This is a genomic window from Pseudomonas sp. MM211, from assembly GCF_020386635.1.
Classification (GTDB): domain Bacteria; phylum Pseudomonadota; class Gammaproteobacteria; order Pseudomonadales; family Pseudomonadaceae; genus Aquipseudomonas.
In genome coordinates this window covers 3,691,181-3,713,661 of sequence record NZ_CP081942.1, presented here as the reverse complement: position 1 = coordinate 3,713,661, position 22,481 = coordinate 3,691,181, and the positions used below count along the sequence as shown (strand labels likewise).

The 22,481-nt window shown below is 58.4% G+C and carries 29 protein-coding genes and 4 tRNA genes; 22 read left to right on the top strand and 11 right to left on the bottom strand.

Annotated features, from left to right (window positions below):
• Nucleotides 1-68 precede the first annotated feature (68 nt).
• The 5 genes from K5Q02_RS17080 to K5Q02_RS17060 all read left to right on the top strand — a co-directional run bounded on the left by K5Q02_RS17080 (nucleotide 69) and on the right by K5Q02_RS17060 (nucleotide 5,188).
• Nucleotides 69-2,282 carry a putative bifunctional diguanylate cyclase/phosphodiesterase gene (locus tag K5Q02_RS17080; protein WP_225832473.1) on the top strand — a complete coding sequence of 738 codons (2,214 nt, stop codon included), beginning with the start codon at nucleotides 69-71 and terminating at the stop codon, nucleotides 2,280-2,282.
• 11 nt (nucleotides 2,283-2,293) lie between these two features.
• Nucleotides 2,294-3,934: a sensor histidine kinase gene (locus K5Q02_RS17075; protein WP_225832471.1), complete on the top strand. Its 1,641-nt coding sequence runs from the start codon at nucleotides 2,294-2,296 to the stop codon at nucleotides 3,932-3,934.
• Between the two features lie 2 nt (nucleotides 3,935-3,936).
• Nucleotides 3,937-4,200, top strand: coding sequence for an ATP-binding protein (locus tag K5Q02_RS17070; RefSeq protein ID WP_230411027.1), 264 nt, complete (start codon nucleotides 3,937-3,939; stop codon nucleotides 4,198-4,200).
• 91 nt (nucleotides 4,201-4,291) lie between these two features.
• Nucleotides 4,292-4,552, top strand: coding sequence for a YkgJ family cysteine cluster protein (locus K5Q02_RS17065; RefSeq protein WP_225832467.1), 261 nt, complete (start codon nucleotides 4,292-4,294; stop codon nucleotides 4,550-4,552).
• A 36-nt stretch (nucleotides 4,553-4,588) separates the two neighbouring features.
• On the top strand, nucleotides 4,589-5,188 hold the full coding sequence (locus K5Q02_RS17060) for an START domain-containing protein (protein ID WP_225832465.1): 600 nt from the start codon (nucleotides 4,589-4,591) through the stop codon (nucleotides 5,186-5,188).
• Between the two features lie 61 nt (nucleotides 5,189-5,249).
• On the opposite strand, the gene K5Q02_RS17055 is transcribed toward K5Q02_RS17060, so the two are convergent.
• Nucleotides 5,250-5,918, bottom strand: coding sequence for a Bax inhibitor-1/YccA family protein (locus K5Q02_RS17055; protein ID WP_225832463.1), 669 nt, complete (start codon nucleotides 5,916-5,918; stop codon nucleotides 5,250-5,252).
• Nucleotides 5,919-6,097: 179 nt separating this feature from the next.
• On the opposite strand from K5Q02_RS17055, the gene K5Q02_RS17050 reads away from it, so the two are divergent.
• Nucleotides 6,098-6,188, top strand: a tRNA-Ser gene (locus K5Q02_RS17050).
• Between the two features lie 161 nt (nucleotides 6,189-6,349).
• A complete protein-coding gene (locus tag K5Q02_RS17045; RefSeq protein ID WP_225832461.1) occupies nucleotides 6,350-6,787 on the top strand; it encodes a GNAT family N-acetyltransferase in 438 nt (145 codons plus the stop codon).
• A 102-nt stretch (nucleotides 6,788-6,889) separates the two neighbouring features.
• Here K5Q02_RS17045 and K5Q02_RS17040 read toward each other — a convergent pair whose 3' ends face one another.
• The 3 genes from K5Q02_RS17040 to K5Q02_RS17030 all read right to left on the bottom strand — a co-directional run bounded on the left by K5Q02_RS17040 (nucleotide 6,890) and on the right by K5Q02_RS17030 (nucleotide 9,094).
• Nucleotides 6,890-8,119: a two-component system sensor histidine kinase NtrB gene (locus tag K5Q02_RS17040; protein WP_225832459.1), complete on the bottom strand. Its 1,230-nt coding sequence runs from the start codon at nucleotides 8,117-8,119 to the stop codon at nucleotides 6,890-6,892.
• Between the two features lie 323 nt (nucleotides 8,120-8,442).
• Complete coding sequence (locus tag K5Q02_RS17035; RefSeq protein WP_225832457.1) at nucleotides 8,443-8,691, bottom strand: DUF1654 domain-containing protein; 249 nt, start codon at nucleotides 8,689-8,691, stop codon at nucleotides 8,443-8,445.
• A 196-nt stretch (nucleotides 8,692-8,887) separates the two neighbouring features.
• Nucleotides 8,888-9,094: a hypothetical protein gene (locus tag K5Q02_RS17030; RefSeq protein WP_225832455.1), complete on the bottom strand. Its 207-nt coding sequence runs from the start codon at nucleotides 9,092-9,094 to the stop codon at nucleotides 8,888-8,890.
• Between the two features lie 377 nt (nucleotides 9,095-9,471).
• Between K5Q02_RS17030 and gacA the strand changes: the two genes are divergently transcribed.
• The 5 genes from gacA (at nucleotide 9,472) to K5Q02_RS17005 (ending at nucleotide 12,790) form a co-directional block, all read left to right on the top strand.
• The gene (gene gacA, locus K5Q02_RS17025) at nucleotides 9,472-10,116 is read left to right on the top strand and encodes a response regulator transcription factor GacA (RefSeq protein WP_225832453.1); all 645 of its coding nucleotides are present in this window, start codon (nucleotides 9,472-9,474) and stop codon (nucleotides 10,114-10,116) included.
• Nucleotides 10,103-11,941 carry an excinuclease ABC subunit UvrC gene (gene uvrC, locus K5Q02_RS17020; protein ID WP_225832451.1) on the top strand — a complete coding sequence of 613 codons (1,839 nt, stop codon included), beginning with the start codon at nucleotides 10,103-10,105 and terminating at the stop codon, nucleotides 11,939-11,941. The genes gacA and uvrC overlap by 14 nt, the downstream gene beginning before the upstream one ends.
• A gap of 33 nt (nucleotides 11,942-11,974) precedes the next feature.
• Nucleotides 11,975-12,535, top strand: a complete 561-nt coding sequence (gene pgsA / locus K5Q02_RS17015) for a CDP-diacylglycerol--glycerol-3-phosphate 3-phosphatidyltransferase (protein ID WP_225832450.1) — start codon at nucleotides 11,975-11,977, stop codon at nucleotides 12,533-12,535.
• 66 nt (nucleotides 12,536-12,601) lie between these two features.
• Nucleotides 12,602-12,677 (top strand) — tRNA-Gly (locus K5Q02_RS17010).
• 39 nt (nucleotides 12,678-12,716) lie between these two features.
• Nucleotides 12,717-12,790 (top strand) — tRNA-Cys (locus K5Q02_RS17005).
• Nucleotides 12,791-12,965: 175 nt separating this feature from the next.
• Here the strand turns inward: K5Q02_RS17005 and K5Q02_RS17000 are convergent.
• Nucleotides 12,966-13,259: a hypothetical protein gene (locus tag K5Q02_RS17000; RefSeq protein WP_225832448.1), complete on the bottom strand. Its 294-nt coding sequence runs from the start codon at nucleotides 13,257-13,259 to the stop codon at nucleotides 12,966-12,968.
• 215 nt (nucleotides 13,260-13,474) lie between these two features.
• Entirely contained in the window at nucleotides 13,475-13,708 is a 234-nt protein-coding gene (locus K5Q02_RS16995) for a hypothetical protein (RefSeq protein ID WP_225832446.1), read from the bottom strand.
• 336 nt (nucleotides 13,709-14,044) lie between these two features.
• On the opposite strand from K5Q02_RS16995, the gene K5Q02_RS16990 reads away from it, so the two are divergent.
• A complete protein-coding gene (locus K5Q02_RS16990) occupies nucleotides 14,045-14,524 on the top strand; it encodes a hypothetical protein (RefSeq protein ID WP_225839718.1) in 480 nt (159 codons plus the stop codon).
• Nucleotides 14,525-14,633: 109 nt separating this feature from the next.
• Here K5Q02_RS16990 and K5Q02_RS16985 read toward each other — a convergent pair whose 3' ends face one another.
• Nucleotides 14,634-14,924, bottom strand: coding sequence for an Arc family DNA-binding protein (locus K5Q02_RS16985; protein WP_225832444.1), 291 nt, complete (start codon nucleotides 14,922-14,924; stop codon nucleotides 14,634-14,636).
• 165 nt (nucleotides 14,925-15,089) lie between these two features.
• On the opposite strand from K5Q02_RS16985, the gene K5Q02_RS16980 reads away from it, so the two are divergent.
• Nucleotides 15,090-15,302, top strand: a complete 213-nt coding sequence (locus K5Q02_RS16980) for a hypothetical protein (protein WP_225832442.1) — start codon at nucleotides 15,090-15,092, stop codon at nucleotides 15,300-15,302.
• Entirely contained in the window at nucleotides 15,250-15,552 is a 303-nt protein-coding gene (locus K5Q02_RS16975) for a hypothetical protein (RefSeq protein ID WP_225832440.1), read from the top strand. The genes K5Q02_RS16980 and K5Q02_RS16975 overlap by 53 nt, the downstream gene beginning before the upstream one ends.
• 16 nt (nucleotides 15,553-15,568) lie before the next feature.
• On the opposite strand, the gene K5Q02_RS16970 is transcribed toward K5Q02_RS16975, so the two are convergent.
• Nucleotides 15,569-15,898, bottom strand: a complete 330-nt coding sequence (locus K5Q02_RS16970) for a YgaP family membrane protein (protein ID WP_225832438.1) — start codon at nucleotides 15,896-15,898, stop codon at nucleotides 15,569-15,571.
• A 223-nt stretch (nucleotides 15,899-16,121) separates the two neighbouring features.
• On the opposite strand from K5Q02_RS16970, the gene K5Q02_RS16965 reads away from it, so the two are divergent.
• The 4 genes from K5Q02_RS16965 (at nucleotide 16,122) to K5Q02_RS16950 (ending at nucleotide 17,421) form a co-directional block, all read left to right on the top strand.
• Nucleotides 16,122-16,373 (top strand): DUF1652 domain-containing protein, encoded by a 252-nt coding sequence (locus K5Q02_RS16965; protein WP_225832436.1) that lies wholly within the window; start codon nucleotides 16,122-16,124, stop codon nucleotides 16,371-16,373.
• A gap of 93 nt (nucleotides 16,374-16,466) precedes the next feature.
• A complete protein-coding gene (locus K5Q02_RS16960; protein ID WP_225832434.1) occupies nucleotides 16,467-16,718 on the top strand; it encodes a hypothetical protein in 252 nt (83 codons plus the stop codon).
• A 92-nt stretch (nucleotides 16,719-16,810) separates the two neighbouring features.
• Nucleotides 16,811-17,146 carry a DUF883 family protein gene (locus K5Q02_RS16955; RefSeq protein ID WP_042554592.1) on the top strand — a complete coding sequence of 112 codons (336 nt, stop codon included), beginning with the start codon at nucleotides 16,811-16,813 and terminating at the stop codon, nucleotides 17,144-17,146.
• 188 nt (nucleotides 17,147-17,334) lie between these two features.
• Nucleotides 17,335-17,421, top strand: a tRNA-Leu gene (locus K5Q02_RS16950).
• A gap of 130 nt (nucleotides 17,422-17,551) precedes the next feature.
• On the opposite strand, the gene K5Q02_RS16945 is transcribed toward K5Q02_RS16950, so the two are convergent.
• Both K5Q02_RS16945 and K5Q02_RS16940 read right to left on the bottom strand, forming a co-directional pair.
• Nucleotides 17,552-18,340 (bottom strand): outer membrane protein OmpK, encoded by a 789-nt coding sequence (locus K5Q02_RS16945; protein WP_225832432.1) that lies wholly within the window; start codon nucleotides 18,338-18,340, stop codon nucleotides 17,552-17,554.
• Between the two features lie 265 nt (nucleotides 18,341-18,605).
• Nucleotides 18,606-18,857, bottom strand: coding sequence for a hypothetical protein (locus K5Q02_RS16940; protein ID WP_042554594.1), 252 nt, complete (start codon nucleotides 18,855-18,857; stop codon nucleotides 18,606-18,608).
• 147 nt (nucleotides 18,858-19,004) lie between these two features.
• Between K5Q02_RS16940 and galU the strand changes: the two genes are divergently transcribed.
• Entirely contained in the window at nucleotides 19,005-19,841 is an 837-nt protein-coding gene (galU, locus tag K5Q02_RS16935; RefSeq protein WP_225832430.1) for a UTP--glucose-1-phosphate uridylyltransferase GalU, read from the top strand.
• A 57-nt stretch (nucleotides 19,842-19,898) separates the two neighbouring features.
• On the opposite strand, the gene K5Q02_RS16930 is transcribed toward galU, so the two are convergent.
• Nucleotides 19,899-20,321 (bottom strand): VOC family protein, encoded by a 423-nt coding sequence (locus tag K5Q02_RS16930; RefSeq protein ID WP_225832429.1) that lies wholly within the window; start codon nucleotides 20,319-20,321, stop codon nucleotides 19,899-19,901.
• Between the two features lie 119 nt (nucleotides 20,322-20,440).
• Between K5Q02_RS16930 and gorA the strand changes: the two genes are divergently transcribed.
• The gene (gene gorA / locus K5Q02_RS16925) at nucleotides 20,441-21,796 is read left to right on the top strand and encodes a glutathione-disulfide reductase (RefSeq protein WP_225832427.1); all 1,356 of its coding nucleotides are present in this window, start codon (nucleotides 20,441-20,443) and stop codon (nucleotides 21,794-21,796) included.
• Nucleotides 21,797-21,803: 7 nt separating this feature from the next.
• Complete coding sequence (locus K5Q02_RS16920) at nucleotides 21,804-22,427, top strand: trimeric intracellular cation channel family protein (RefSeq protein ID WP_225832425.1); 624 nt, start codon at nucleotides 21,804-21,806, stop codon at nucleotides 22,425-22,427.
• Nucleotides 22,428-22,481: the final 54 nt, after the last annotated feature.

The window sequence follows — 22,481 nt, the reverse complement described above, 5'->3', positions numbered from 1 at the left end:
GGCTGGCTATACTTGGCGGCACGGAAGGTATTGTTCCTCTTCGTATGGGTGATAGGTGAGCGTGTTTCATGGATGACTCCGTAGTGTTTTTCGACGATGAGCCTGTTGGCAGCACGCAGCAGCCGGTTTGGCACATTCTCACCGTAGACGATGATCCCGGCTTTCAACGCGCCACGGCTTTCGCCATGAGCGAGATGGAAATTCTTGGCCGGCGTATCGAGATACAGCAGGCCTTCAGCAATCGCCAGGCGGCGATGATTCTCGCCGAACAGCGCGATATCGCCCTGGTTCTGCTCGACGTGGTGATGGAGACCGAGGATGCCGGCCTGCGCTTGGTCAAGACCCTGCGCGAGGTGATCGGCAATGCCGAGATCCGCGTCGTGCTACTCACTGGCGAGCCTGGCATGGCACCTGTGCAGGAGGTCATGCGTGATTACGACATCAACGATTACTGGTCCAAAAGCGAGCTGAGTGCCGAGCGCCTGCGTACGGTGCTGACCGCCGGGCTGCGCAGTTACTCGCAGCTCAAGGCCACCGCCCGTGCCCGTCGTGGCCTGCAGATGATCGTCGAGTCCAGCAATGCGCTGTTCTGCTCGAAGAATACCCGCGAGTTGTCAGCCAAGATCCTCTCCGAGATTGCCTCGTTGCTGGACTTGCAAGCCGAAGGCATCGTCTGCGTCAAGGCGCAGGAGCCTAGCCCCGGCAGCCTTCCCAATGCTCATGTGATCAGCGCCAGCGGGCGCTTTTACGGTTCCATCGATGGCGACCTGGATGGGCTGCGCGACGATGCCGTGGCCAGCGCCTTGCGCTGTAGCCTGCAAAAGCAATGCACGCTGCGCTTCGACGATTGCACCGTACTATTTTTTCCGCGCTTTCAGGCCGGCGCTGACTACGCCTGTTACGTAGCGACCGAGCGCACCTTGGATGATACCGAGCTTGAACTGCTCGAGGTCTTCAGTGCCAGTATCAGCCGTGGCCTCTATAACGTCGCGTTGTTCAGCCGCCTGGAGGAGATGGCCTACCAGGACGACTTGCTGAAGATCCCCAATCGCAATGCGCTGATTCGCATGCTCGACATGACGCTTAGCAGTTCGAATAAGGACGAGCGCGTTCTGGTGCTGATCGATATCGACAACTTCTCCGGCGCCAACACCGCTTTCGGGACTGGTTATGGAGATTTCATCCTGGGCCTGGTGGCCAACCGACTGCGCGAGACCTTTGATGGCAACGTGCTGATCGCCCGGGTACGCGATGATCTGTTTGCCATTCTCGGCCCGGAAGATCAGGTACGCGCCGAGGATATCGTGGCGTTGTTCCGCCGCCCCAATCGTCCTTATGAACTCGGCCAGGTGCATAGCCTGAGCAGCGTGACCCTGTACCTGCGCGATTTTGACGACACCGCCAGCGTCGCGCTTCAGGATGCGCGGCTTACGCTCAAGCAGGCCAAGCAATTGGGCCATGATCAGCATGTGGTGCACGACCGTCAGCTGCAGGGGGCTCACGCCGAATCCTTCCGCTTGTTGCTGGCACTGCGTGATGCGGTGGCCAGCGATCTGATCAGTATCGAGCTGCAGCCCCAGCTGGACATGCGCAGTGGCGTTGTCACTGGTGTCGAAGCCCTGGCTCGCTGGTACCAAGCCGACGGCAAAGCGATACCGCCACTGCAATTCATTCCACTCGCTGAAGCCACCGGCTACATTCTGCCTCTGGGCGATCTGCTCATGCGCTTGTCGCTGCAAGCGGCCAGGCGCTTGGACGAGGCCGGCTATGGCGACATTCGGGTCGCCATCAATGTCTCGGCAACGCAGTTGCTGCAGCGCGATTTCATCGAGCGCTTCACCCAGCATCTGGAGTCGGCAGGGGTGCGGGCCAGCCAGGTCGAGCTGGAAATCACCGAATCGGTGGCCATGCGTTCGTTCGAGCAGGTCTGTGAGCAGTTGCTGGCCCTGCGCGAGATGGGCGTGAAGGTCGCCATCGACGATTTTGGCACCGGCTTCTCGTCGCTTAGCTACTTGCGGCAACTGCCCGCCGATCGCCTGAAGATAGACCGCAGCTTCGTGGAGGAACTGCGTGCGGAAGATGACGGTAAGTCGATCGCTGAGGCAATCATCCAGATTGCCCGGCGCGTAGGCATGTCGGTCATCGCTGAAGGCGTGGAAAACCAGGATCAGGTCGAATGGTTAACCCAGCATGATTGTGTGGAAGCGCAAGGCTATCTTTTCGCCAAACCCATGCCGCTGGAGCGTTTGCTGAGCTGGCTGGGTGAGCGTGCGTACCGGTGATAATCAGCCGAATGGCAAGGTGGCGCAAAGCGCTGTCAAAACCCCTGCCACGCAACCTGCTGGTTTTGTTTCTGCCTTGGTCGCTGCTGATCATCGTGCTCAGCGTACTGCTCTATGACCGCATGCTCAATGACCGCCTCGAGCCGCTGCTGGATGCGCAAAGCGACAGCCTGGGGGAGGGCGTCGCCGTTTTGGAGCGCCACCTGGCCAGCCTGCGCGGTGATCTGCAGTTCCTCAGTCAGCAACCCTTGCTGACGCGAGCCATCAAATACGCTTCCGATGACAGCTACGCCGCATTGAGCGAGCTGTTCGTCGAGTTTTCCAGCAGTCGCGGGGTTTACCAACGCATCCGTTGGCTCGATGAAACCGGCATGGAGCGTGTTCGTGTCGATGCAGTATCCGGCGCGGCGCTGGCCGTCGACGCCGCGGATTTGCAAAATGACTCCGCTGCCTACTATTTCGTGGAAACCATGCACCTGTATCGGGGCGAGTCCTACCTGTCGCGCTTCGACCTCGATCGGCAATATCGGCCTGATGGCTCGATCCGCGCGCTGGTGCCCATATTGCGGGCTGCGGTGCCCGTGTTCAGTGATCGGGGCGAGCGGCGAGGCATCCTGATCCTCGACTATCGAGCCGAACGCCTGCTTGGCCGCTTGCAGGAAACCTCCGCCGCTTATGGTGGCTCGCTGCAACTGCTCGACCATGAAGGTTACTGGATGTTGGGTGAGCGCCCCGAACATGCCTGGGGCTTCATGCTCGGCAAGCCCGAACTGACGCTCGCCAGCCGCCAGCCATCGAGTTGGCGACGATTGCAGCAAGAGCAGCGGGGCTCATTCATCGACTCTGCCGGTTTCTGGGCGTACAACCATTTCCGTCCGGGCGACGGTAACTCGGCGACCATAAACGTGGCGGATCACTGGTTGCTGCTGTCACACCTGCCCGCTGAGAATCTTGATGCCTTGCGCTGGGAAGTGTTGTGGCGGGTACTGCTGTTCTTCGGTGTACTGCAGGGGCTTGGACTGCTGGTCAGCGTGCGGCGCGCCATCGACGAAGCGGAGCGTTTGCGGGCTGAGCACGAGTTGCATGTCAGCAGCCGAGCCCTGGCCTTCAGCAATGAGCAATTGCAGCGCACCGTCGACCAACTGCAGCGAACCCGGCGCGCCCTGTTGCAGGCGGAAAAGCTGTCGTCCTTGGGCACCATGGTTGCCGGTGTCGCCCACGAACTGAACACTCCAATCGGCGCGGCAAGTGTGGCGGCTTCGACGCTGGAGAAAGCCAGTCAGGAGTTCCAGGCCGGAATGCGTGAAGGCTTGAAGCGCACCACGCTGGATCGTTTCGTACAGCGTACCGATGATGGTCTGGGCATCATTCTTACCAGCCTGGAGCGTATGTCGCAGCTTACTCGGGCGTTCAAGCAACTGGCCACCGACCGTGCCAGTACCGAGCGCCGTCGCTTCGATCTGCGCGAGCTGGTCGATGAGGTCGTTCTGCTGCTGCAGCCGAGGCTGCGGCAGAGCCCGCACCGTATCGAACTCGACGTTCCGCAAAATCTCATGCTTGACAGCTATCCAGGCCCTCTCGGGCAGATCTTGCAGAACCTCATCGACAATGCTCTGATTCATGCCTTCGATCCGGGCGTTAAAGGGGGGTGACGGTGCGCTGTGAGGTCGACGAATCCCAGGGGCATTGCGTGATCGAAGTCAGCGATGATGGACGTGGAATGGACGACGACCTGCAGGGCAAGATCTTCGACCCATTCTTCACAACTCGCCGCGGACAGGGCGGCACGGGCCTCGGCCTGCATATCACCCACCAGCTGGCGGTGGATATTCTCGGCGCTCAATTGGATGTAGACAGTGCCCCTGGTCAGGGCTCACGCTTTAGCATTCGCTTTAGCATTCGCTTGAGCCTGGGCTGACGGCAGTGACGGCAGGGGCTGCCAGCCTCCCGCCAGGCACGCTAGAATTGCCGCCGCTTAGCGCCGTGTCGTTCGTTCGAGGTTCCTCCCCATGCAATGCCGTCCCGGTTGTGGCGCCTGCTGCATTTCTCCCTCCATTAGCTCCTTCATTCCTGGCATGCCCAACGGCAAACCGGCGGGGCAGCGTTGCGTAAACCTCGACCCGGGCAACCGCTGCACAATCTTCGGTCACCCGGATCGCCCCGCAGTTTGCTCGGCATTTTCGGCAGATCTCGATGTCTGCGGTAATAGCAGCGAGGACGCTATCCGCCTGCTCGCCTGGCTGGAGGGCGCTACGGCAACAGCTGTTTAGGCGCTACAAGAAAACAAGTCAGCCTCGGAGAATGAAATGTCGTTGACCCGATTGTTGGTAGCAAGCACTGCCCTGTGTATCGCGTCTGCCACTCACGCCGAAGGGTGGAGCCTGGTCAAGGACGAAGAGGGCATCAAGGTGTACTTGAGCGACGTGGCCGGTTCACCCTACAAGGCCTATCGCGGCGTGACCCTGATCAAGGCTGATATAAGCAGGCTCAGGGCGCTTCAGGAAGACGTCAAGGCGTCGTGCGCCTGGATTCACGAGTGCCAGGAGCAGCGGCTGCTCAAGCATGAAGGGGACAAGAGCTGGACATACACGCGTTTCAATACTCCATGGCCCGTCACGCCCCGTGATTCGATCATCGAAGTGACGACCGAGCAGGGCGCCGATGGCAGTGTGACCCGCAAGTTGCATGGCGTGCCCGACTACAAGCCGGAAGAGAAAGGCTATGTGCGGGTGGCTGAAGTAGAAGGGCACTGGACGATGACCCCCAAGGCTGACGGCATGGTAGAGGTCATCTACGAAGCACATTCCGACCCAGGAGGCAGCGTTCCTTCGTGGCTCTCTAATAAATTCGTCGTAGAGGCGCCGTTCAATACCCTCAAGGGCATGCGGGAAAAGGCCACTCAGTAGAATTTGCCAGAAATGAAAAGGCCCGCCAATTGGCGGGCCTTTTCACGTACGGGGGAGTCGATCAGTCGTCGCTGCCCATGATGCCGAAGATTTGCAGCAGGCTGATGAACAGGTTGTAGATCGATACATACAGGCTAATGGTCGCCATGATGTAGTTACGCTCACCACCGTGAATGATCGCGCTGGTCTGATACAGGATGCAGGCCGACGAGAACAGCACGAAGCCAGCGCTGATTGCCAGTTGCAGGCCGCTGATCTGGAAGAAGAAGCTAGCCAACACAGCACCCAGCAGGACGAAGAAGCCGGCGGTGATGAAACCGCTCAGGAAGCTCATGTCCTTACGGGTAGTCAGCACATAGGCAGACAGACCACAGAACACCAGAGCCGTCATCATGAATGCCGAGCTGACGACTTCAGCGCCATTAGCCATGCCCATGTAACGGTTGAGGATCGGGCCCAGGGTGTAACCCATGAAGCCAGTCAGTGCGAAGGCGGACAGCAGGCCCCAGCCGGAGTCACGCAGCTTTGCCGTCAGGAAGAACAGGCCATAGAAGCCGATCAGCACGACGAAAATGTTTGGGTACGGCACGTTGGCACGTTGAGCCATGAACGCCACGATGCCACTGAATGCCAAAGTGAGAGCCAGCAAACCGTAAGTGTTGCGCAGAACGCTGCTGACTGCGGTTTGTTCAACCCGTGTAGGGTTGTGTGCGTAATCTTGTTCGCGCATGGCGACACTCCTGTAAAGGCTAATGGTTCCGTGACCAAGGTCGGGAGGCATCATAGCAGAGCCTTGGGTACTGCCCAATCAGAGTGTTTGACAGTGTGTTACGTTCCGGTAAGATGCCGCCCGCAACCAACAAGGTTGCAAAGGGATGTTTCGGCAAGATGAAGCATCCAAGTCGACCTGGAGGGTTGGCAGAGTGGTTGAATGCACCGGTCTTGAAAACCGGCGAACGTTAATAGCGTTTCTAGGGTTCGAATCCCTAGCCCTCCACCAAAAAATAGAAAAAGCCTGGCGGATCGCTGGGCTTTTTTTTGCGTTTTTTCTCCGGTGCGCTGCGTTATGGGCTTTTGCAGCGCCCAAGTTGAACTGAGCGATCAGGCGCGGTGGGCCAATTTTCCTGGCTTTTCGCGTTCAGCCTATGGAGGTAGTGCGCCATGGATATATTGATAAGGCTTGGCACCGAGTCCGATGTCAGTGCGATATTTGATATTCGAGTCAGTGTGAAAGAAAACCACCTTTCCCGCGATCAACTGACGGAAATGGGCATCACCCCAGATGCCATACGGCAAGTAATCTCCACGACCCCGAGCATCTGGATCGCAGAGGTGAATGGTATGCCGGCAGGTTTTTCCATGGCGGACGTAGAAGATGCCTGCGTCTTCGCTGCTTTTGTCCGGCCAGAGTTCGAGGGGCTTGGGTTGGGGCGCAGTCTGATGGCAAAAGTCGAGACACTCCTGTTTGAGCATCACCAGACCATATGGCTTGAAACCGCTGAGGCGAGCCGCGCCAATGGCTTCTATCGGAATCTCGGCTGGGAGCCTGTGGAGCGTTTGCCGGGCGGCGATATACGTTTTGAAAAACATCGCGCATGATCTTGGCTACGCGCTATCGAGTCATTGGGTTAGCCATTAGAGCGTTAGTGATGTTCTGCGCGCTGTTCGAGCGAGTCGCAACACTGCGCAAATTCTTGCTGCTTAATGATCAGCCCCTTCAATGGCCATAGAGTGCTCCGTTCCATAGCTGGGGAAGTGCAGGCGAAAGCAACTACCTTGTCCCGGTTCGCTTTCTACGGTGAGCTGACCATTCATTTCATTGATGAAGCCGCGCACCATGGAGAGCCCCAGGCCGGTGCCTTTGCCGTCCTCCTTGGTGGTGAAGAAGGGCGCGAAGACCTTGTCCAGTACCTCAGGCGTCATGCCGCAGCCGTCGTCGATCACGCTGATCACCACATAGCTTCCTGGCTGGAAGTTGGAGTTGTGATGGCTGAAGTTTGTGCGGTCGAGGTTGGCGTCGTGGGTGCTGAGGGTCAGCGTGCCGCCGTCTGGCATGGCATCCCGGGCGTTGATAGCCAGGTTGAGGATGGCGCTTTCCAGTTGCTGTTTGTTGGCCTTCAGGAAGCGTGCATCGGGAGCCAGGCTGAGATTGAGCACGACCTTGCTGCCAACTGCAGTGCGGATAAGCGAAGCCATGCCGAGCAGCACCTGGTTGGGATCGATTCGCTCCAGTTTCTTGGCGCGCTTACGGGAGAAACGCAGCAGGTTGTCCGCTAACGAGGTGGCTCGATCCACTGCCTCCTTGCAGAGATCATAATATTTGCTCAGGCGGCTGGAGCCCGCTGTCTCGATATCCTTCTCCATTAGCGACAAGGCCATGGACATGCTGGCTAACTGGTTGTTGAAGTCGTGGGCAAGGCCGCTGGTGATCTGGCCGACCACTTCCATTTTCTGCGACTGAAACAGAGCGCTCTCCAGATGCTGCTGATTGAGCTCTTGGGCGACCTGCTGGCGAAGGTCCTGCACGCTGTTCATAAAGCCCAGCATGGTGCCGTTTTCGTCGAACAACGGGACGATATTGGCCAGCACCGGCACACGACTGCCGTCGCGGCGTTCGACGATGGTACGGAAGTTGGTCACTGCCTTTTGGGTGACAAGAATGTCCGCCAGCGGCGTGAGTTCATGGGGAATATGCACGCCTTCGGGAGTCAGCAGCTTGTGCGCCCCGCAGAACTTGACCTGGCTGTCGCCCAGCATGGGGGCCTCGCCCCAGATTTCCGCTGCCTTGTGGTTGTACGCTACGACGACGCCAGTGGAATTACAGAGATAAACGCCTACCGGTAGATGCTCGATGAGTTCGTGGCTGAGCTTGCTTGCCAGAGAGGTGCCGGCAGGCAGCAGCAGGCTTATGCTGAGCGAGTTTTCTGACATGAGCTTCTACTGATACGGGAAGGGGATCTCGCTAGCTAGGTTAGTGCCATTCCCCTCCCAGTGCGAGAGGGGCTGAAAGATACCCGTATTAGCGCTGCAGGGCTTGGCGTCAGTTCTGGCTGAACCCGTCGAGAATCTGCAACAGTGTGTAGGCGCCTGCACCTAGCAGAGATACCAACGATACGCTTAGGGCGAGCGCAATCGAGATCATGCTGGGGTGATCTCTGCCTGATTGTGCGGTCTGTCGAAGCATCGTGCTATCAGCCCATAGCTCAAAATAGAATGAGCCTTGTCGCCTTCGCTCAGGCTATTTTCGCAACCGATCAGTCATCTTTTGGAACCGTCCAGAACAACTGGTAACCGTCGTCCCGGTGAGCGATCGTGACGTTATCGTTCTCACCGATTTCTTCGAGGATGCGCGCCCAGTCGTCTGGGTTATCACCCTCCGCGTGGAGCAATACGGCTGTCCGAGATTTTTGCGCAGCCGGTGAGTTGATGGCCCGTGAAACCCTGGCGCCGAGCAATGCGTAGGAAGAGGGCGTCGCTGCTGCTGATGGGGTGCCTTTTGCCATGTGAGCCAACCTGCTTACTGTTTTTATATACAGTAATAGTGGAGGCAGTAAATGTCACTCTGTCTTCACGTTTGCAGCGAGCGTTTTGTGACTACGCCGAGGGGAGCGTGGCTGCCTACTCAACTATCAGTAGTTTAAATAGGCAGAGGTGAAGCTAAATCACGCGCGGCCGTACAAGGTTCTCGCTGGTGAGCTATCAGTAGCCCAGCGAGCCCTTGAGGTCTGCATAAACGGCAGTCATCAGGATCTTGTTCTGCATCTGCGCGGCAGACAGTCGACGTGTCGCAACGAGATTGCACTGCAGGTCAAGGCAATCGACCTGCAGACCGTCCGAGGAGGTTTCCGTGATGATGTGGTAACGGCCAGCGGTTACGGTTTTGAGCTGCTTGATGAGCATGTCCATGTGATTTCCCCTGGGTATGTTTCACGGTCTGTAATTTGAGAGCGGTGACTCACGGCTGGCGTTCCGCTTAAATTATTCGCCTTTGCACTGCTCGAGTTTCCGTGCTGGCGATTACAGTTCGATGGCGCTGGTATTTCGCTCTTAAGGTGCGATAGCTGGACCCTTGAGCAGCCAGAGCTGCGACATCCTTGCGCATTTATTTCGGCTGCTGGCAGATTGCTGAAGGCGTCGAAGAGGTGATGCCAACGCCGCTAGAAACTTATAATTGGCGCTAGTGAATTGACGTGCGGAGCTAACTCAGGCGTCAGGTTTTTTGTTATGGTGCGGTTCTCTCAGGTAGTCGCTGTGCGGCGCTCGCGCAGGTACGAGGTGTTCATTTGATTAAGGTATTGGTTGTCGATGATCATGACCTCGTTCGTACTGGCATCTCACGCATGCTGGCCGATATAGAGGGCCTGCAGGTCATTGGCCAGGCCAGCTCCGGCGAAGAGTCGCTGAAGAAGGTTCGTGAGCTGAAGCCGGATGTAGTCCTGATGGACGTCAAGATGCCTGGCATTGGCGGCCTTGAGGCCACGCGCAAGCTGACCCGTAGCCATCCCGATCTCAAGGTCGTGGCTGTTACTGTGTGTGAGGAAGATCCGTTTCCGACGCGCCTCTTGCAGGCCGGTGCAGCCGGTTATCTGACCAAAGGCGCTGCGCTGGAAGAAATGGTGCAAGCCATTCGTATGGTCTTCGCCGGGCAGCGCTTTATCAGCGCGCAGATTGCTCAGCAGCTGGCCCTGAAATCGTTTCAGCCGCAGAGCAGCAATTCGCCGTTCGATCTGCTCTCCGAGCGCGAGATTCAGATCGCCCTGATGATTGCCGGCTGCCAGAAGGTGCAGAGCATCTCCGACAAGCTCTGCCTGTCGCCCAAGACGGTGAACACCTACCGTTATCGGATTTTCGAAAAGCTGGCGATCACCAGCGATGTGGAGCTGGCGTTGCTTGCAGTGCGTCACGGCATGGTCGATGCCACTAGCTGAAGCCACTCCCGTGTTCGATGCCAGTGCCTTTCTCGCCACCTGCAGCGGTCGCCCAGGCGTATACCGTATGTTCGACGCGAGCTCGAATCTGCTCTACGTCGGCAAAGCCAAGAACCTGAAGAAGCGTCTTGCCAGCTACTTTCGCAAGACCGGTTTGGCGACCAAGACCTCCGCGCTGGTCGGCAAGATCGCCCAGGTGGAAACCACCATCACCGCCAACGAGACCGAGGCGCTGCTACTCGAGCAGACACTGATCAAGGAATGGCGGCCGCCGTACAACATCCTGCTGCGTGACGACAAATCCTATCCATACGTATTCCTGTCGGATGGTGACTACCCGCGCCTGGACATCCATCGCGGCGCCAAGAACAGCAAGGGCCGCTATTTCGGGCCTTACCCGAGTGCTGGTGCGATCCGGGAAAGCCTGGCGCTGCTGCAGAAGACTTTTCTGGTGCGCCAGTGTGAAGACAGCTACTTCAAGAACCGCACGCGACCCTGCCTGCAATACCAGATCAAGCGTTGCAAGGCGCCTTGCGTCGCCCTCGTCGAGCCGGCCGAATACGCCGAGGATGTGCGCCACTCGGTGATGTTTCTGGAAGGGCGCAGCAATGCCCTGAATGCCGAGCTGTCCACGAACATGCAGCAGGCCTCCATGGCACTGGATTTCGAAAAGGCCGCCGAGCTACGTGACCAGATGGCGCTGCTGCGTCGCGTGCAGGATCAGCAGAGCATGGAGGGCGGTACCGGCGACGTCGATGTCATCGCGGCCATGGTCAACCCAGGCGGCGCCTGCGTGCACCTGATCAGCGTGCGTGGCGGGCGCGTGTTGGGCAGCAAGAATTTCTTTCCCCAGGTGGCGATCGAGGAAGAGACGCAGGACGTGCTCGTGGCGTTTCTCGGTCAGTACTATCTGGGCAGTCAGGAGCGCGATCTGCCGACCGAACTTATCGTCAACGCGCCCCACGAAGACTATCCCGTGCTTATCTCAGCCATTCAGGAGCTGCGTGGGCGTGAGCTGGGCATCAGCTACCGCGTCCGTGGCACCCGAGCGCGCTGGCAGGCGCTGGCCGTGACCAATGCCGAGCAGGCGCTGGGCGCCAGGCTGGCCAACCGGGCGCATATGGCCGGTCGCTTCGACGCCCTTGCCGAAGCCCTGGACATGGACGGAGTGCCACAGCGCCTGGAGTGCTTCGATATCAGCCACTCCAGCGGCGAGGCCACGGTAGCCTCCTGCGTGGTGTTCGGCCCCGAAGGCCCGATCAAATCGGACTACCGGCGCTACAACATCGAAGGCGTCACCGGTGGCGACGACTACGCTGCCATGCACCAGGCGCTGACCCGCCGCTTCAGCAAGGTTAAGCAGAACGAAGGTAAGCTGCCGGACATCCTGTTGGTCGATGGTGGCAAAGGTCAGTTGGCTATGGCCCGCGAAGTGCTGACCACCCTCGAGGTTCCAGAGCTTATTCTGCTCGGTGTAGCCAAGGGCACCACGCGCAAGCCGGGCCTGGAAACCCTGTACCTGAACGACGCCGCAAACGAGTTCACCTTGCCGGGCAATTCGCCAGCCCTGCACCTGATCCAGCAGATCCGCGATGAATCGCACCGTTTCGCTATCACCGGGCACCGTGCCCGGCGTGGCAAGACACGCCGCACATCGAGCCTGGAGGAGGTCGCTGGCGTCGGGCCGAAGCGCCGCCGTGAACTGCTCAACCACTTTGGTGGTCTGCAAGAATTGTCTCGTGCCAGTGCAGAAGAGATCGCTAAAGCACCTGGTATCAGTAAAAAGCTCGCTGGGTTGATTTATGCAGCCCTGCACAGCGAGTAGAATGCCGCCTCACCTAACCGCCCAGTCGAGCCGATGAATATCCCCAACCTCCTAACGGTGCTCCGCGTTCTGCTGATCCCGATCTTCATTTTGTTGTTCTACATGCCATTTTCGTGGAGCTACTGGGCTGCCAGCGCGGTATTCGCCTTTGCCGCCGTAACTGACTGGCTCGATGGCTACCTGGCACGCCGCTGGGAGCAGAGCACACCGTTCGGGGCTTTCCTTGATCCGGTCGCCGATAAGCTGATGGTCGCCACCGCCTTGGTGCTACTGGTTGCCGAACACGCCAACCTGTGGCTGACCGTACCTGCGACCATCATCATCGGCCGTGAAATCGTCGTCTCGGCGTTGCGTGAATGGATGGCCGAGCTGGGGGCGAGGGCGCATGTTGCAGTGTCCAACCTGGCCAAATGGAAGACCGCCGCACAGATGGTGGCTTTGGTGATCCTGCTCGGTAACCCGCCGTTGTTCGGCTTCTGGGTACTGATCGGTTATGTGCTGCTGATTATCGCTGCAGTACTCACCTTGTGGTCGATGGTGCAATATCTGCTTGCCGCTTGGCCGCACCTCAGCGTGACCGCAGAAAAGAAATAACTTTTTTGAATCAAGAGCTTGACTGGGCGTTGCGAAGCTATAGAATGGCGCCCGTCGATAAGACAAGCGGGAATAGCTCAGTTGGTAGAGCACGACCTTGCCAAGGTCGGGGTCGCGAGTTCGAGTCTCGTTTCCCGCTCCAATTTAAATGGGCCGTCTAGTACGGCCTGTTCAGTTTAAAGGCTGAGTAGCAGAGTGGTTATGCACCGGATTGCAAATCCGTGAACGCCGGTTCGATTCCGACCTCAGCCTCCAAACAGAAAGCCCCGTAGTTAATAGCTACGGGGCTTTTTTGTGTCTGTTTGGATAGTTGTAGTAGTTCACGCACGCTGTACGTGATATCCAAACGGGTGACTTGCATATCCCATCAATGGGAGGCGCTACTTTGTTGGAGGCTACTCAGCTAGGGGCGCTTGTCGGGGCGTGCCAGTCAGCCGTTCATCAGTTTGATCCACCGGTAGCAGCAGTACAGTAACGCTGGCGCTATGGAGAGGGAAAGGCTTACGCCAAGAGAGAGCCCGACCACAAAGTGGATCACGACGAAAACCACAACGGCGAACGCAAGCAGCGCCGTGGTCAGCCCATCTACCAAGGCAACATCTTCTGCGGCCTTGTTCCAGGTGTTTTCCGGGCGATTCTTCAGCGAGCGTTTTTTGCGCACGAGCCAGACGTCAGTGACGAAATCCACTACCCATTCGATCAGCCCGCCGATAAATACCAACATACTCACTCCTTGAAACGGCCTTCAATGATCCTGGCCGTGAGATATAGCTGAGTCAATGGCGAAAGGCATCGGTATTTATGTGGGGCGCGTCGCAGAAATGAAAGGCCAGTCGTTGGCGTAAGCGCGTCAAGCCGCAGCCTGTTTAATAGGCGCGATGCGATGAGAGCCATCGCATCGCGCCTACGACTGACTCCTGCATTGATAGCCGATCATCATCAACCCTTGGCTCTCACTATTCGTCCAGCCTTTACCTCGCCAGCATATTTGTTGAGCCGATCCTCGCCGTTGATCAGCACGCCGACCATGCGAAGAATGGCCCAGGCATCCGCTTCGTTCTCTGTACCTCTTAGGCGCTCTGCAATTTTGACCAAATCGACAGATGCCCATTTCAGATCTTCTGCGACTGCTTTGAGGTCTTGTTTCAATATCTGCGTTTGACGCTGTCCCATACTGCCTCTTTCGTGTTTGTTGGTTCTTTAATTGCCCATAATGATCCGGCACCGTTTCTGATCCGGCATGAGGCAAGTTTGGAGCTGCTCAGCACCAACCTATCCTGCATCGCCAATTATTGCCTTAGCGCTGGATAAGAGCTGAATGCCTCTGGGATGGAGACGAACAGCTGCGTGGCGATAGCCCTGAGTCTTGGTCTGGCATCCAGCGGCGATCAAGGTGAACGGCAACCCCTTACCGCTTTCCAAGCATTGTACTTATTGCCTGCGGTAACCGTTGTGTCCCTGATCGCTATCCCCGATACACCCGAAAAAGAAACATCCGCCAGCGATTCCATGATGTTCGGCACGCCGAAGGAACGTCTGGATTTCTACCGCCGGGAAATTCATTACGAGACGGGTCAGCTATCGAGCCGTACCAACGCCTATCTGGGGGCACAGTCGTTTTTGGTGATTGCTTATGCATCATCGATGGCGAATACCAATGAGACCTGGGGTGATCTGTTCACGTTGATCATTCCCGCGCTGCTGGCCTTGCTGGGAATCGTCAGTTCGCTGAGCGCATGGCCTGGCATCAGGGCCTCTGCGGCGATCATCGGGCACTGGCAGTTCAAGCAGGACACCCTGTTGCGCAGCGAGCCGCGGTTCGGGCACGCCTATGACGACTCACCGTTGTTTTGCGAAACCGAGGCGTGTGAAGAGCGCTACCGCAAGTCGCTACTGTTCTCGCTGCGCTCGCCCTGGTTGTTCAGCGGCTTCTGGGGGATTTTGGGCGCGTTCTCGGTGTGGCTGCAGTTCGCCACAGCCCATATCTGACATAGCCGAATGATGGAGCGAGGCGGGCACGTCGCATTCACTGCACCGGCTCGGGCCCCGCGTGGGCGGGGCCGCATATCGTTATGGCGTGATAGCCAGCCCGACAGGCTCAGCGCGTGCCTGTCTTAAGACCATCGAGATAATCGATATTGGGCTCCTGCACCTTCTTGCCGGGCTTGGCAGTGGTCTGCAGTTCGCTCTTCAGCTTCGCTTCCAGTGCGTCGATCAGCAGAGACTGCCGCGCCTGGCCTTCGAGGTGCGCCTCGATGGCCCGAATTATCTCGGTGTTCATGCTGGTGTAATTCTCGTTGGCCAAGTCTTCAATACGCTTACGCATTCCGTCCGGCAAACGAACCACGAACTTATCAGCAGTACGAGCGTTGAATACTGGTTTGGTCACGGTAGGCTGCTCCATGTTGGTTGGTAATAGCTATTTGATGCTATGCAGCACAATAGTTCATATCCCTGGACGATCGGCTGTTTATTCATGTTGCTGTGGGCTGTATCACGCCTGAAAAGCGAATGGCGTAACATCAGGGGATGTCATCAATGGTTGGAGGTAAGGATGCTCAGCGCAATTGACTGGATCTATCTTGTGGTGCTGGCCGTGCTCGCCATCAGCGTGCTCTATGCCTACTTCAGGCCTGCCGCGAAGAAGCGCAAGGCCGAAAGCGATTCCAGCAGCTCCAGTGGTGGCTCTGGCGGTACCATGATTACCGACAACGATGTCTCGGCGGATTCTGGCGGTGGTGGCGACGGCGGCGGTGGGGGAGATTGAGCAGGATGCATTCACTATCGTGCTGTGGAGCAAATATTTCGCTCCGCCGCAGAGTGATATTCCCTTTCCGAAAATCGCTATCGATACCGGCCTGGCCGAGAGTGTGGTTTCCACCTGGGTCACGCACTCCCGGCCTTACCCGGACGGCAGTGGCTACAAAGTGTTCTTCAAGGTCGAAACGCCACCTGATGTCCGCGAGCTGGTTCCAAGAATGACGCCCACCAACATGCTTATCGTGCTGGCCACATGATCGGTAGGCGTTAGCCCTACGGCGAGATAGGGTCACTGGCCGGGAAGGTTTCCTCGAGCGCGTTATCCATCTGCGCCTCCCTATCTTGCGCCTGGCGGCTGATAGTCACTTCATCGAGGTCTGCGGGGGCGTGTCGCTCGTATGGCGCTCCCTCTGTTTCAGCAGAGCTCAGAAAGTCTTTGAGCTGGCAATGGCCGGTAATGCCACGCTGGGCGATCAGTGCCGACGCCGCGATCTTGATCAGCCCGACGACTCCACCCTGCCTGATACCACTGACTGCACCCACCACGCCTACGGCTAGTGAGAGCAAGCGCTCGGTACCTTCAACATTGTTGTACGCGTGCATGTGACACCTCATCTGGACGTACCTCCGCATGGAGGTAACGCAATAGTGAGGGGTGTCGCAGGGGCAAGGTTCAGGGTGGCTTACCAACGGTTGATTTGGGTGGCGACGCGCGATTTTGATCGATGATGCCGGCCAGCCGACAGGCGGGACAAAATGCCTCATGCCAGTTTATTTGCGCGAACTAGACTTGGAGGGTCATCAACGTGAGGAAGGAGTTTCCAAGATGATGTCCGCTCTCGAGCAACGCCACATCGTCGAGTGTGCGTTTCTACCACTGGCCTGCAACTGCTCGATCGATGGCAGTGAATCAGTAACCATCCAGATCCGGGATCCGGTCACAGCGCAGGTTTATCTGAATGTCACCGGCATATCTCGCTCTGAGCTGTCCACCTCGCGGCAGATATCTCAGCTGGTGGCGCAGTTGCGCCAGGATCTGCGTACGCTGAATTCAGGCAGTGATCGCAAGGAGGCCTGAGGTCGTCATCCGCGCTCGCGGTCAGACAGAGTGAACTGCCTCCACATCCCGCAGCCTCAGTTAGCAGTACTGACTGGTGAAGAGGATGACGATATGGACGGTGGAAAATTCGATGGCCTCGACCTCGAGCGCTTCCATTCGCTGCTGGCGCAAGAGCTGGGGCTGTCGGAGGATGAGCTGGAAACCTGGATGGAAGAAGAGCGCGAGCGGGTCGACGAGGAGGGCCAGTTGATCGGCCACGCCGTCACCTTCAAGCACGACATGCCCTTCGATCTACGTGCTCGCGTGCGCGGCATGGCCGGTGATAATGTCGCCCATACCGGGCTTATCGAGCTGGACTTCTGAGTGCGCAATGGCGGCGATCAGCAAAAAACCTGAACTCTGGCGACCGGCGGCGCCTCCAAAATAGCGTCAATCACTTTATGGAGTATTCGCTAATGGCTCGTAAAACTTCGCTGGAAAGCGGCCTGGATCAGTTTCAACAGGAAAGCGCCAAGGAATTGAAGAAACTTCTCGACCAGGCCAGCAAAGCGCTGGGCGATGCCGAGTCCTTTTCTGGTGACAAGGCACACGAGGCTCGCGAGAAAGTGATCGCGCTGCTCAATGAAGCCAAAGGTTCGATCACCGATAAAGGCCGTGAGGCTGTCGAACTGGGTCGTGAAACCATCGGTAACGCTCAGGATCGCATCGAAAGCAACCCATGGACTTCCGTCGCCGTAGCCTCGGGCTTCGGTCTGCTGATCGGCTTGCTGGTCGGTCGTAGCAGCAAGTAAATCGGTGCTAGCGGGCGCGCAGCCTCTGGTTGCGGCCCGCCAGGATCGACGCGAGCGCAACTGCATGGTCAGCCTGCGGTCGACTCAATAGCCTCGTAGATCACTGATTTACGGGGCTTTTTATTGCGCCGTTTAACCTTGCAGCGCCGCCTGGGGGTGTATATAGTCCAGCCCTCGCATATTTCGCCGCCCCGATGGTGAAATTGGTAAACACAGCAGACTTAAAATCTGCCGACCGCAAGGTCTTGCCGGTTCGATTCCGGCTCGGGGCACCATCTGCGGCAGCCATGCTGCACTCCCTCCGTGCGATCCTCTCTGTTATTCCAGATCACTCCCGTCACGAACCAATGATTGGAGCGTGCGTAGCCTTGCCGCCGTTTTACCGGCAGCAAGACCTACAACCACTTAGAAGTGAGCCTTCACCAGCAGACTGATGGCGCTCTGGTTGGTGCCGCCCAGTACTTCGTCGCCCAACGGGCTGTCGTTGTCGATGCCGTACTTGTGCTTCCAGTAGTCGTATTCGACGCCCACGTAGAACTTCTTGCCCCAGCCCATGGCCTTGGCCAGGTCGTATTTGATCTGCGGGTTGATGTGCAGGTTGGCGTGGTAGCTGTCGTCGTTGTCGACCACCCAGTCGATGAAGCCGTCGATCACCAGGTCGGAATTGCCGACCGGCACGGTGTAGCTCCACACGGGGGTGATCTGCCAGACATTACGGCCGTCGCGCTTGCCGTCGGGGCGGCGCAGGTAGGTGTTGAGCTGGAAATAGTCGAAACCGGGAATTGCCAGGTCGATGGCCGGGCCTAGCAGGTAGGCGTCGACATCGTCTTCACCGAACTCGTAGGTGGCGGACAGCAGTACATCCTTCACCGGGCCGAACGACAGGTCGCTGCCGCTGATCTTGCCGAACGACAGGCGTGGGCTGATCTCACCGTAGAAAGTGTGCCCGTCGCCTGCACCATTGGTGGCCTCGGTGTTGTACTTGATGCCGTCGACGAACAGAAACAGGTCACCGAAGCTCCAGCCGCTGGCGTGCTCGAAAGTCAGCGTCTGCTGGCGAGGCGGGTCGATCTTGAAGTCGATGCCGTTGAGGTAGGTCAGGCTGTTGTCCTGCCACAGCAGAAGGTCAGCCATGGCTTGGACAGGAGTCAGCAGGCTGCCCGCCAGCAGCAGGGAAGTCGCGGTGTGTTTCATCGGGCGTGTTCCGGAGAGTATTGAGTGATCGGCCCGCCGGTTTCGGCGAGCGGCTGCACGAGCGGTACTTGGCGGGCTGCAGATGCAGGCGAGGGCTCTGCAATGCCTGTCCCGGCTTGGCGCGGCGCGGGAGTGTACAGCATTTGCGAGCGTGGATCGTGCCGATATCGAGCGGGCGGTAGAGACGAAAACGCCGTTTTCTCAGGGCGAGAAAACGGCGTTGTTGGCAAAGCTCAATCAAACGTGGTGATCGGCCAGCGGCGGATCACGCGTCGAGCTGTTTGGCCGTCTCGACACCTGATGAGCTGAGCTTGATGGGGTAGTTGAGGGACAGTTCACCAGCAGTGCCCGAAACGGCGCCATCGTGGATAAGACCGCTGTCCTGCAAGTGCTTGAGCGTATCGGCGACCGCATGTTCGCCACGGAAGTTATCCAGAACCTCCTTGCCCAGGCCGGCAGGGTGAGCGTGCAGCAGGCGGGTGAGAACCTCTTTCTTCAAATCATTGTCAATGGACATGCGAACCTCGCGTTGCGGTGGGTTTCATAGTTTGTGACTGCCTGGCTGAGCAAACGTTTTAGGTGATTAACGTCCTGCCGTTGTAAGCCGCGGGCGTCCTGATAAACTGCTTCGGCGTCGATAACCCTCTCTCATTCAGGGACTTCCATGATCAAGAAATGCTTGTTTCCCGCCGCTGGCTACGGCACTCGTTTTCTCCCGGCAACCAAGGCTATGCCCAAGGAAATGCTGCCGATCGTGAACAAGCCGTTGATCCAGTACGGCGTGGAGGAAGCGCTGTCGGCTGGCCTCAACGAGATTGCCATGGTGACGGGCCGCGGTAAGCGCGCCCTGGAAGACCACTTCGATATCAGCTACGAGCTGGAAGAGCAGATCCGCAATACCGACAAGGAAAAATACCTAGTCGGTATTCGCCGCCTGATCGACAACTGCACCTTCTCCTACACCCGCCAGGTGGAGATGAAGGGCCTGGGCCACGCGATTCTCAGTGGCCGCCCGCTGATCGGTGACGAGCCGTTCGCCGTGGTACTGGCCGATGACCTGTGCCTGAACCTCGAAGGCGACAGCGTGCTGACCCAGATGGTCAAGCTGTACAACCAGTTTCGCTGCTCGATCGTGGCGGTGCAGGAAGTGCCGATGGAAGAGATCCACAAGTACGGTGTGATCGCCGGCGAGACGATTCGCGACGATATCTTCCGCGTTAACAGCATGGTCGAGAAGCCGAAGCCGGAAGACGCTCCGTCGAACCTCGCGATCATCGGTCGTTACATCCTGACGCCGGACATCTTCGAACTGATCGAGAAGACCGAGCCGGGCAAGGGCGGTGAAATCCAGATCACCGACGCGCTGATGAAGCAGGCACAAGACGGTTGCGTACTGGCCTACAAATTCAAGGGCCAGCGTTTCGACTGCGGCGGCGCCGAGGGCTATATCGAGGCGACCAACTTCTGCTACGAGCACCTCTACAAGACTGGCAAGGGCTAATCGCTCGCTGATAGGACTGGCTGACAGAAAAACCGCCTTCGGGCGGTTTTTTCATATTCAGCTTTCGTTGATCGGCTTGGCGCCTGGCCCCAGCGGTTGGCCGTAGCTGAACTCGATGTAGTGGCCTGCGGGATCCTTGACGCCGCAGTAATAGCCAACCGGGTAGGGCTCGTCGCGTTGTGCCCAGATCAGGCAGCCAGCAGCCTGTGCCTTGGCGGTGATGGCGTCGACTTCCTCGCGGCTCTGCAGGGCGAAGCCGAAGTGGCTGTAATCGTTGGCCGACAGGCGTCGTGGCTCGCCACCGGGCATGATCACGAAGATGAATTCGCTCTCGCGACCAGGCTCCGCCATCCACACGATCTGCGATCCCTTGCCGGGCCGACGGTGGATGACGTGCATGCCACAGAAGTCTTCATAAAAGTCGATGCAGGCCTGCAAATCCGGAACGTGCAATGCCAGGTGTGTGAGGATCGGGCGCATAAGTAGCTCCTTGTTCTATCGAGACTAGACAGGCCGCCTTGAGGATAAGTTTGCGCCATGTGCCAGGCGGGCAGGGCGCTTCGTTTACGGTATGCTTTGCATCTGTTCAGGAGGCTGTGATGACCTACGATTTCGATCTCTTTGTAATCGGTGCCGGTTCCGGCGGTGTACGTGCGGCGCGCTTCTCCGCGGGCTACGGCGCCCGTGTGGCGGTGGCTGAAAGCCGTTATCTGGGCGGCACCTGCGTCAACGTGGGTTGCGTGCCGAAAAAGCTGCTGGTGTACGGCGCGCAGTTCGCCGATGAGTTCGAGCAGGCGCAGGGTTTTGGCTGGACGCCCGGCGAGGCCAAGTTCAGCTGGCCGACGCTGATCGCCAACAAGAACCGCGAAATCGAGCGCCTCAACGGCATCTACCGCAAGCTGCTGGTGGGCAGTGGCGTAACCCTGCTCGAAGGCCATGCGCGGCTGCTCGACGAGCACAGCGTCGAAGTCGACGGCAAGACCTACAGCGCCGAACGCATCCTTATAGCCACTGGTGGCTGGCCGCATATCCCCGATATTCCGGGGCATGAGCACGCAATCAACTCCAACCAGGCGTTCTTCCTTGAAGAGCTGCCCAAGCGCGTACTGGTGGTGGGCGGCGGTTATATCGCCGTGGAGTTCGCTTCGATCTTCAATGGCCTCGGCGCGCAGACGTCGCTGCTGTATCGCGGTGAGCTGTTCCTGCGTGGCTTCGACAATTCCCTGCGCACGCACCTGCATGAAGAACTCGGCAAGCGCGGCCTGGACGTGCAGTTCAACACCGACATCGCGCGAATCGACAAGCAGGCCGACGGCAGCCTGCAAGCCACCTTGAAGGATGGCCGCATTCTGCAGGCCGATTGCATCTTCTACGCCACCGGGCGTCGTCCGATGCTTGATAACCTGGGGCTGGAAAACACCGCCGTCAGCCTGGATGACAAGGGCTATATCAAGGTCGATGACGAGTACCAGACCACGGCGCCGTCGATCCTCGCCATCGGTGACGTGATCGGTCGCGTGCAATTGACGCCCGTGGCCCTGGCCGAAGGGATGGCCGTTGCGCGTCGTCTGTTCAAGCCGGAGGAGTACCGCAAGGTCGATTATCAGAACATCCCGACTGCGGTGTTTAGCCTGCCGAACATCGGCACGGTGGGGCTGACGGAGGAACAGGCTCGCGAGGCCGGCCACCAGGTGAAGATCTTCGAAAGCCGCTTCCGGCCGATGAAACTGACCCTGACCGAAAGCGATGAGCGCACCTTGATGAAACTGGTGGTCGATGCCGATACCGATCGCGTGCTGGGCTGCCACATGGTCGGCCCGGATGCCGGCGAGATCGTCCAGGGCCTGGCGGTCGCCATCAAGGCTGGGGCGACCAAGCAGGTGTTCGACGAAACCATCGGCGTTCACCCAAGCGCTGCAGAGGAATTCGTCACCCTGCGTACGCCGGTGAACTGACTTGTCGATGAGCCAGCTGTTTTACCTTGCGGATTTGTTCGGGGTGGCGGTATTCGCCATCACCGGCGCGCTGATGGCGGGGCGCAAGTCCATGGATCTGTTCGGTGTGCTGGTGATCGCCATCATCACCGCACTCGGCGGCGGTACGCTGCGCGATGTGATCCTCGATAATCATCCGGTCAGCTGGATTCGCAACGACACCTACATTCTGGTCGCTTCGCTGGCTGCTGTGGGTACGGTGATCTGGGTGCGCCTGACCCAGCCGATCCACGAAAAGGGCCTGCTGATCGCCGATGCCTTCGGCCTGGCGGTGTTCACCGTGATCGGTACCGAAGTCGCCCTGCAGTACGCGATGCCGTCCAGCACGGCGGTGATCATGGGGGTGATGACCGGTGTCGCCGGTGGGGTGATGCGTGACGTGATCTGCAACGAGATCCCGCTGATCTTCAAAAAGGAGATCTACGCCACCGCCTGCCTGGCCGGCGCGGTGACCTTCGTGCTGCTGCGTATGCTGGAAACGCCGCACTGGCTGGATACCGGCATTGCCATGCTGGTTGTGCTGGTGATCCGTCTGGCAGCGATCCGCTGGCACTTCTCGCTACCTCGGTTCCACCTGCTCGACCGCGACTGATACGTTTGCGCGTCAGGGCGCGGCAGGCTTCTCGATAACGCTGTTACCCATTTG

Coding starts and splice junctions, on each gene's coding strand:
- K5Q02_RS17065 (WP_225832467.1), top strand. CDS start 4,292: ATGCAATGCCGTCCCGGTTGTGGCGCCTGCTGCATTTCTCCCTCCATT.
- K5Q02_RS16940 (WP_042554594.1), bottom strand. CDS start 18,857: ATGTCCATTGACAATGATTTGAAGAAAGAGGTTCTCACCCGCCTGCTG.
- K5Q02_RS17035 (WP_225832457.1), bottom strand. CDS start 8,691: ATGGCAAAAGGCACCCCATCAGCAGCAGCGACGCCCTCTTCCTACGCA.
- K5Q02_RS17045 (WP_225832461.1), top strand. CDS start 6,350: ATGGATATATTGATAAGGCTTGGCACCGAGTCCGATGTCAGTGCGATA.
- K5Q02_RS16990 (WP_225839718.1), top strand. CDS start 14,045: ATGATGTTCGGCACGCCGAAGGAACGTCTGGATTTCTACCGCCGGGAA.
- K5Q02_RS17000 (WP_225832448.1), bottom strand. CDS start 13,259: ATGTTGGTATTTATCGGCGGGCTGATCGAATGGGTAGTGGATTTCGTC.
- pgsA (WP_225832450.1), top strand. CDS start 11,975: ATGAATATCCCCAACCTCCTAACGGTGCTCCGCGTTCTGCTGATCCCG.
- K5Q02_RS16965 (WP_225832436.1), top strand. CDS start 16,122: ATGATGTCCGCTCTCGAGCAACGCCACATCGTCGAGTGTGCGTTTCTA.
- K5Q02_RS17060 (WP_225832465.1), top strand. CDS start 4,589: ATGTCGTTGACCCGATTGTTGGTAGCAAGCACTGCCCTGTGTATCGCG.
- gorA (WP_225832427.1), top strand. CDS start 20,441: ATGACCTACGATTTCGATCTCTTTGTAATCGGTGCCGGTTCCGGCGGT.
- K5Q02_RS16920 (WP_225832425.1), top strand. CDS start 21,804: ATGAGCCAGCTGTTTTACCTTGCGGATTTGTTCGGGGTGGCGGTATTC.
- K5Q02_RS16980 (WP_225832442.1), top strand. CDS start 15,090: ATGCTCAGCGCAATTGACTGGATCTATCTTGTGGTGCTGGCCGTGCTC.
- K5Q02_RS16995 (WP_225832446.1), bottom strand. CDS start 13,708: ATGGGACAGCGTCAAACGCAGATATTGAAACAAGACCTCAAAGCAGTC.
- K5Q02_RS16970 (WP_225832438.1), bottom strand. CDS start 15,898: ATGCACGCGTACAACAATGTTGAAGGTACCGAGCGCTTGCTCTCACTA.
- K5Q02_RS17075 (WP_225832471.1), top strand. CDS start 2,294: ATGGCAAGGTGGCGCAAAGCGCTGTCAAAACCCCTGCCACGCAACCTG.
- K5Q02_RS16960 (WP_225832434.1), top strand. CDS start 16,467: ATGGACGGTGGAAAATTCGATGGCCTCGACCTCGAGCGCTTCCATTCG.
- K5Q02_RS16930 (WP_225832429.1), bottom strand. CDS start 20,321: ATGCGCCCGATCCTCACACACCTGGCATTGCACGTTCCGGATTTGCAG.
- K5Q02_RS17030 (WP_225832455.1), bottom strand. CDS start 9,094: ATGGACATGCTCATCAAGCAGCTCAAAACCGTAACCGCTGGCCGTTAC.
- K5Q02_RS16945 (WP_225832432.1), bottom strand. CDS start 18,340: ATGAAACACACCGCGACTTCCCTGCTGCTGGCGGGCAGCCTGCTGACT.
- galU (WP_225832430.1), top strand. CDS start 19,005: ATGATCAAGAAATGCTTGTTTCCCGCCGCTGGCTACGGCACTCGTTTT.
- K5Q02_RS17080 (WP_225832473.1), top strand. CDS start 69: ATGGATGACTCCGTAGTGTTTTTCGACGATGAGCCTGTTGGCAGCACG.
- K5Q02_RS17055 (WP_225832463.1), bottom strand. CDS start 5,918: ATGCGCGAACAAGATTACGCACACAACCCTACACGGGTTGAACAAACC.
- uvrC (WP_225832451.1), top strand. CDS start 10,103: ATGCCACTAGCTGAAGCCACTCCCGTGTTCGATGCCAGTGCCTTTCTC.
- K5Q02_RS16975 (WP_225832440.1), top strand. CDS start 15,250: ATGTCTCGGCGGATTCTGGCGGTGGTGGCGACGGCGGCGGTGGGGGAG.
- K5Q02_RS16955 (WP_042554592.1), top strand. CDS start 16,811: ATGGCTCGTAAAACTTCGCTGGAAAGCGGCCTGGATCAGTTTCAACAG.
- K5Q02_RS17040 (WP_225832459.1), bottom strand. CDS start 8,119: ATGTCAGAAAACTCGCTCAGCATAAGCCTGCTGCTGCCTGCCGGCACC.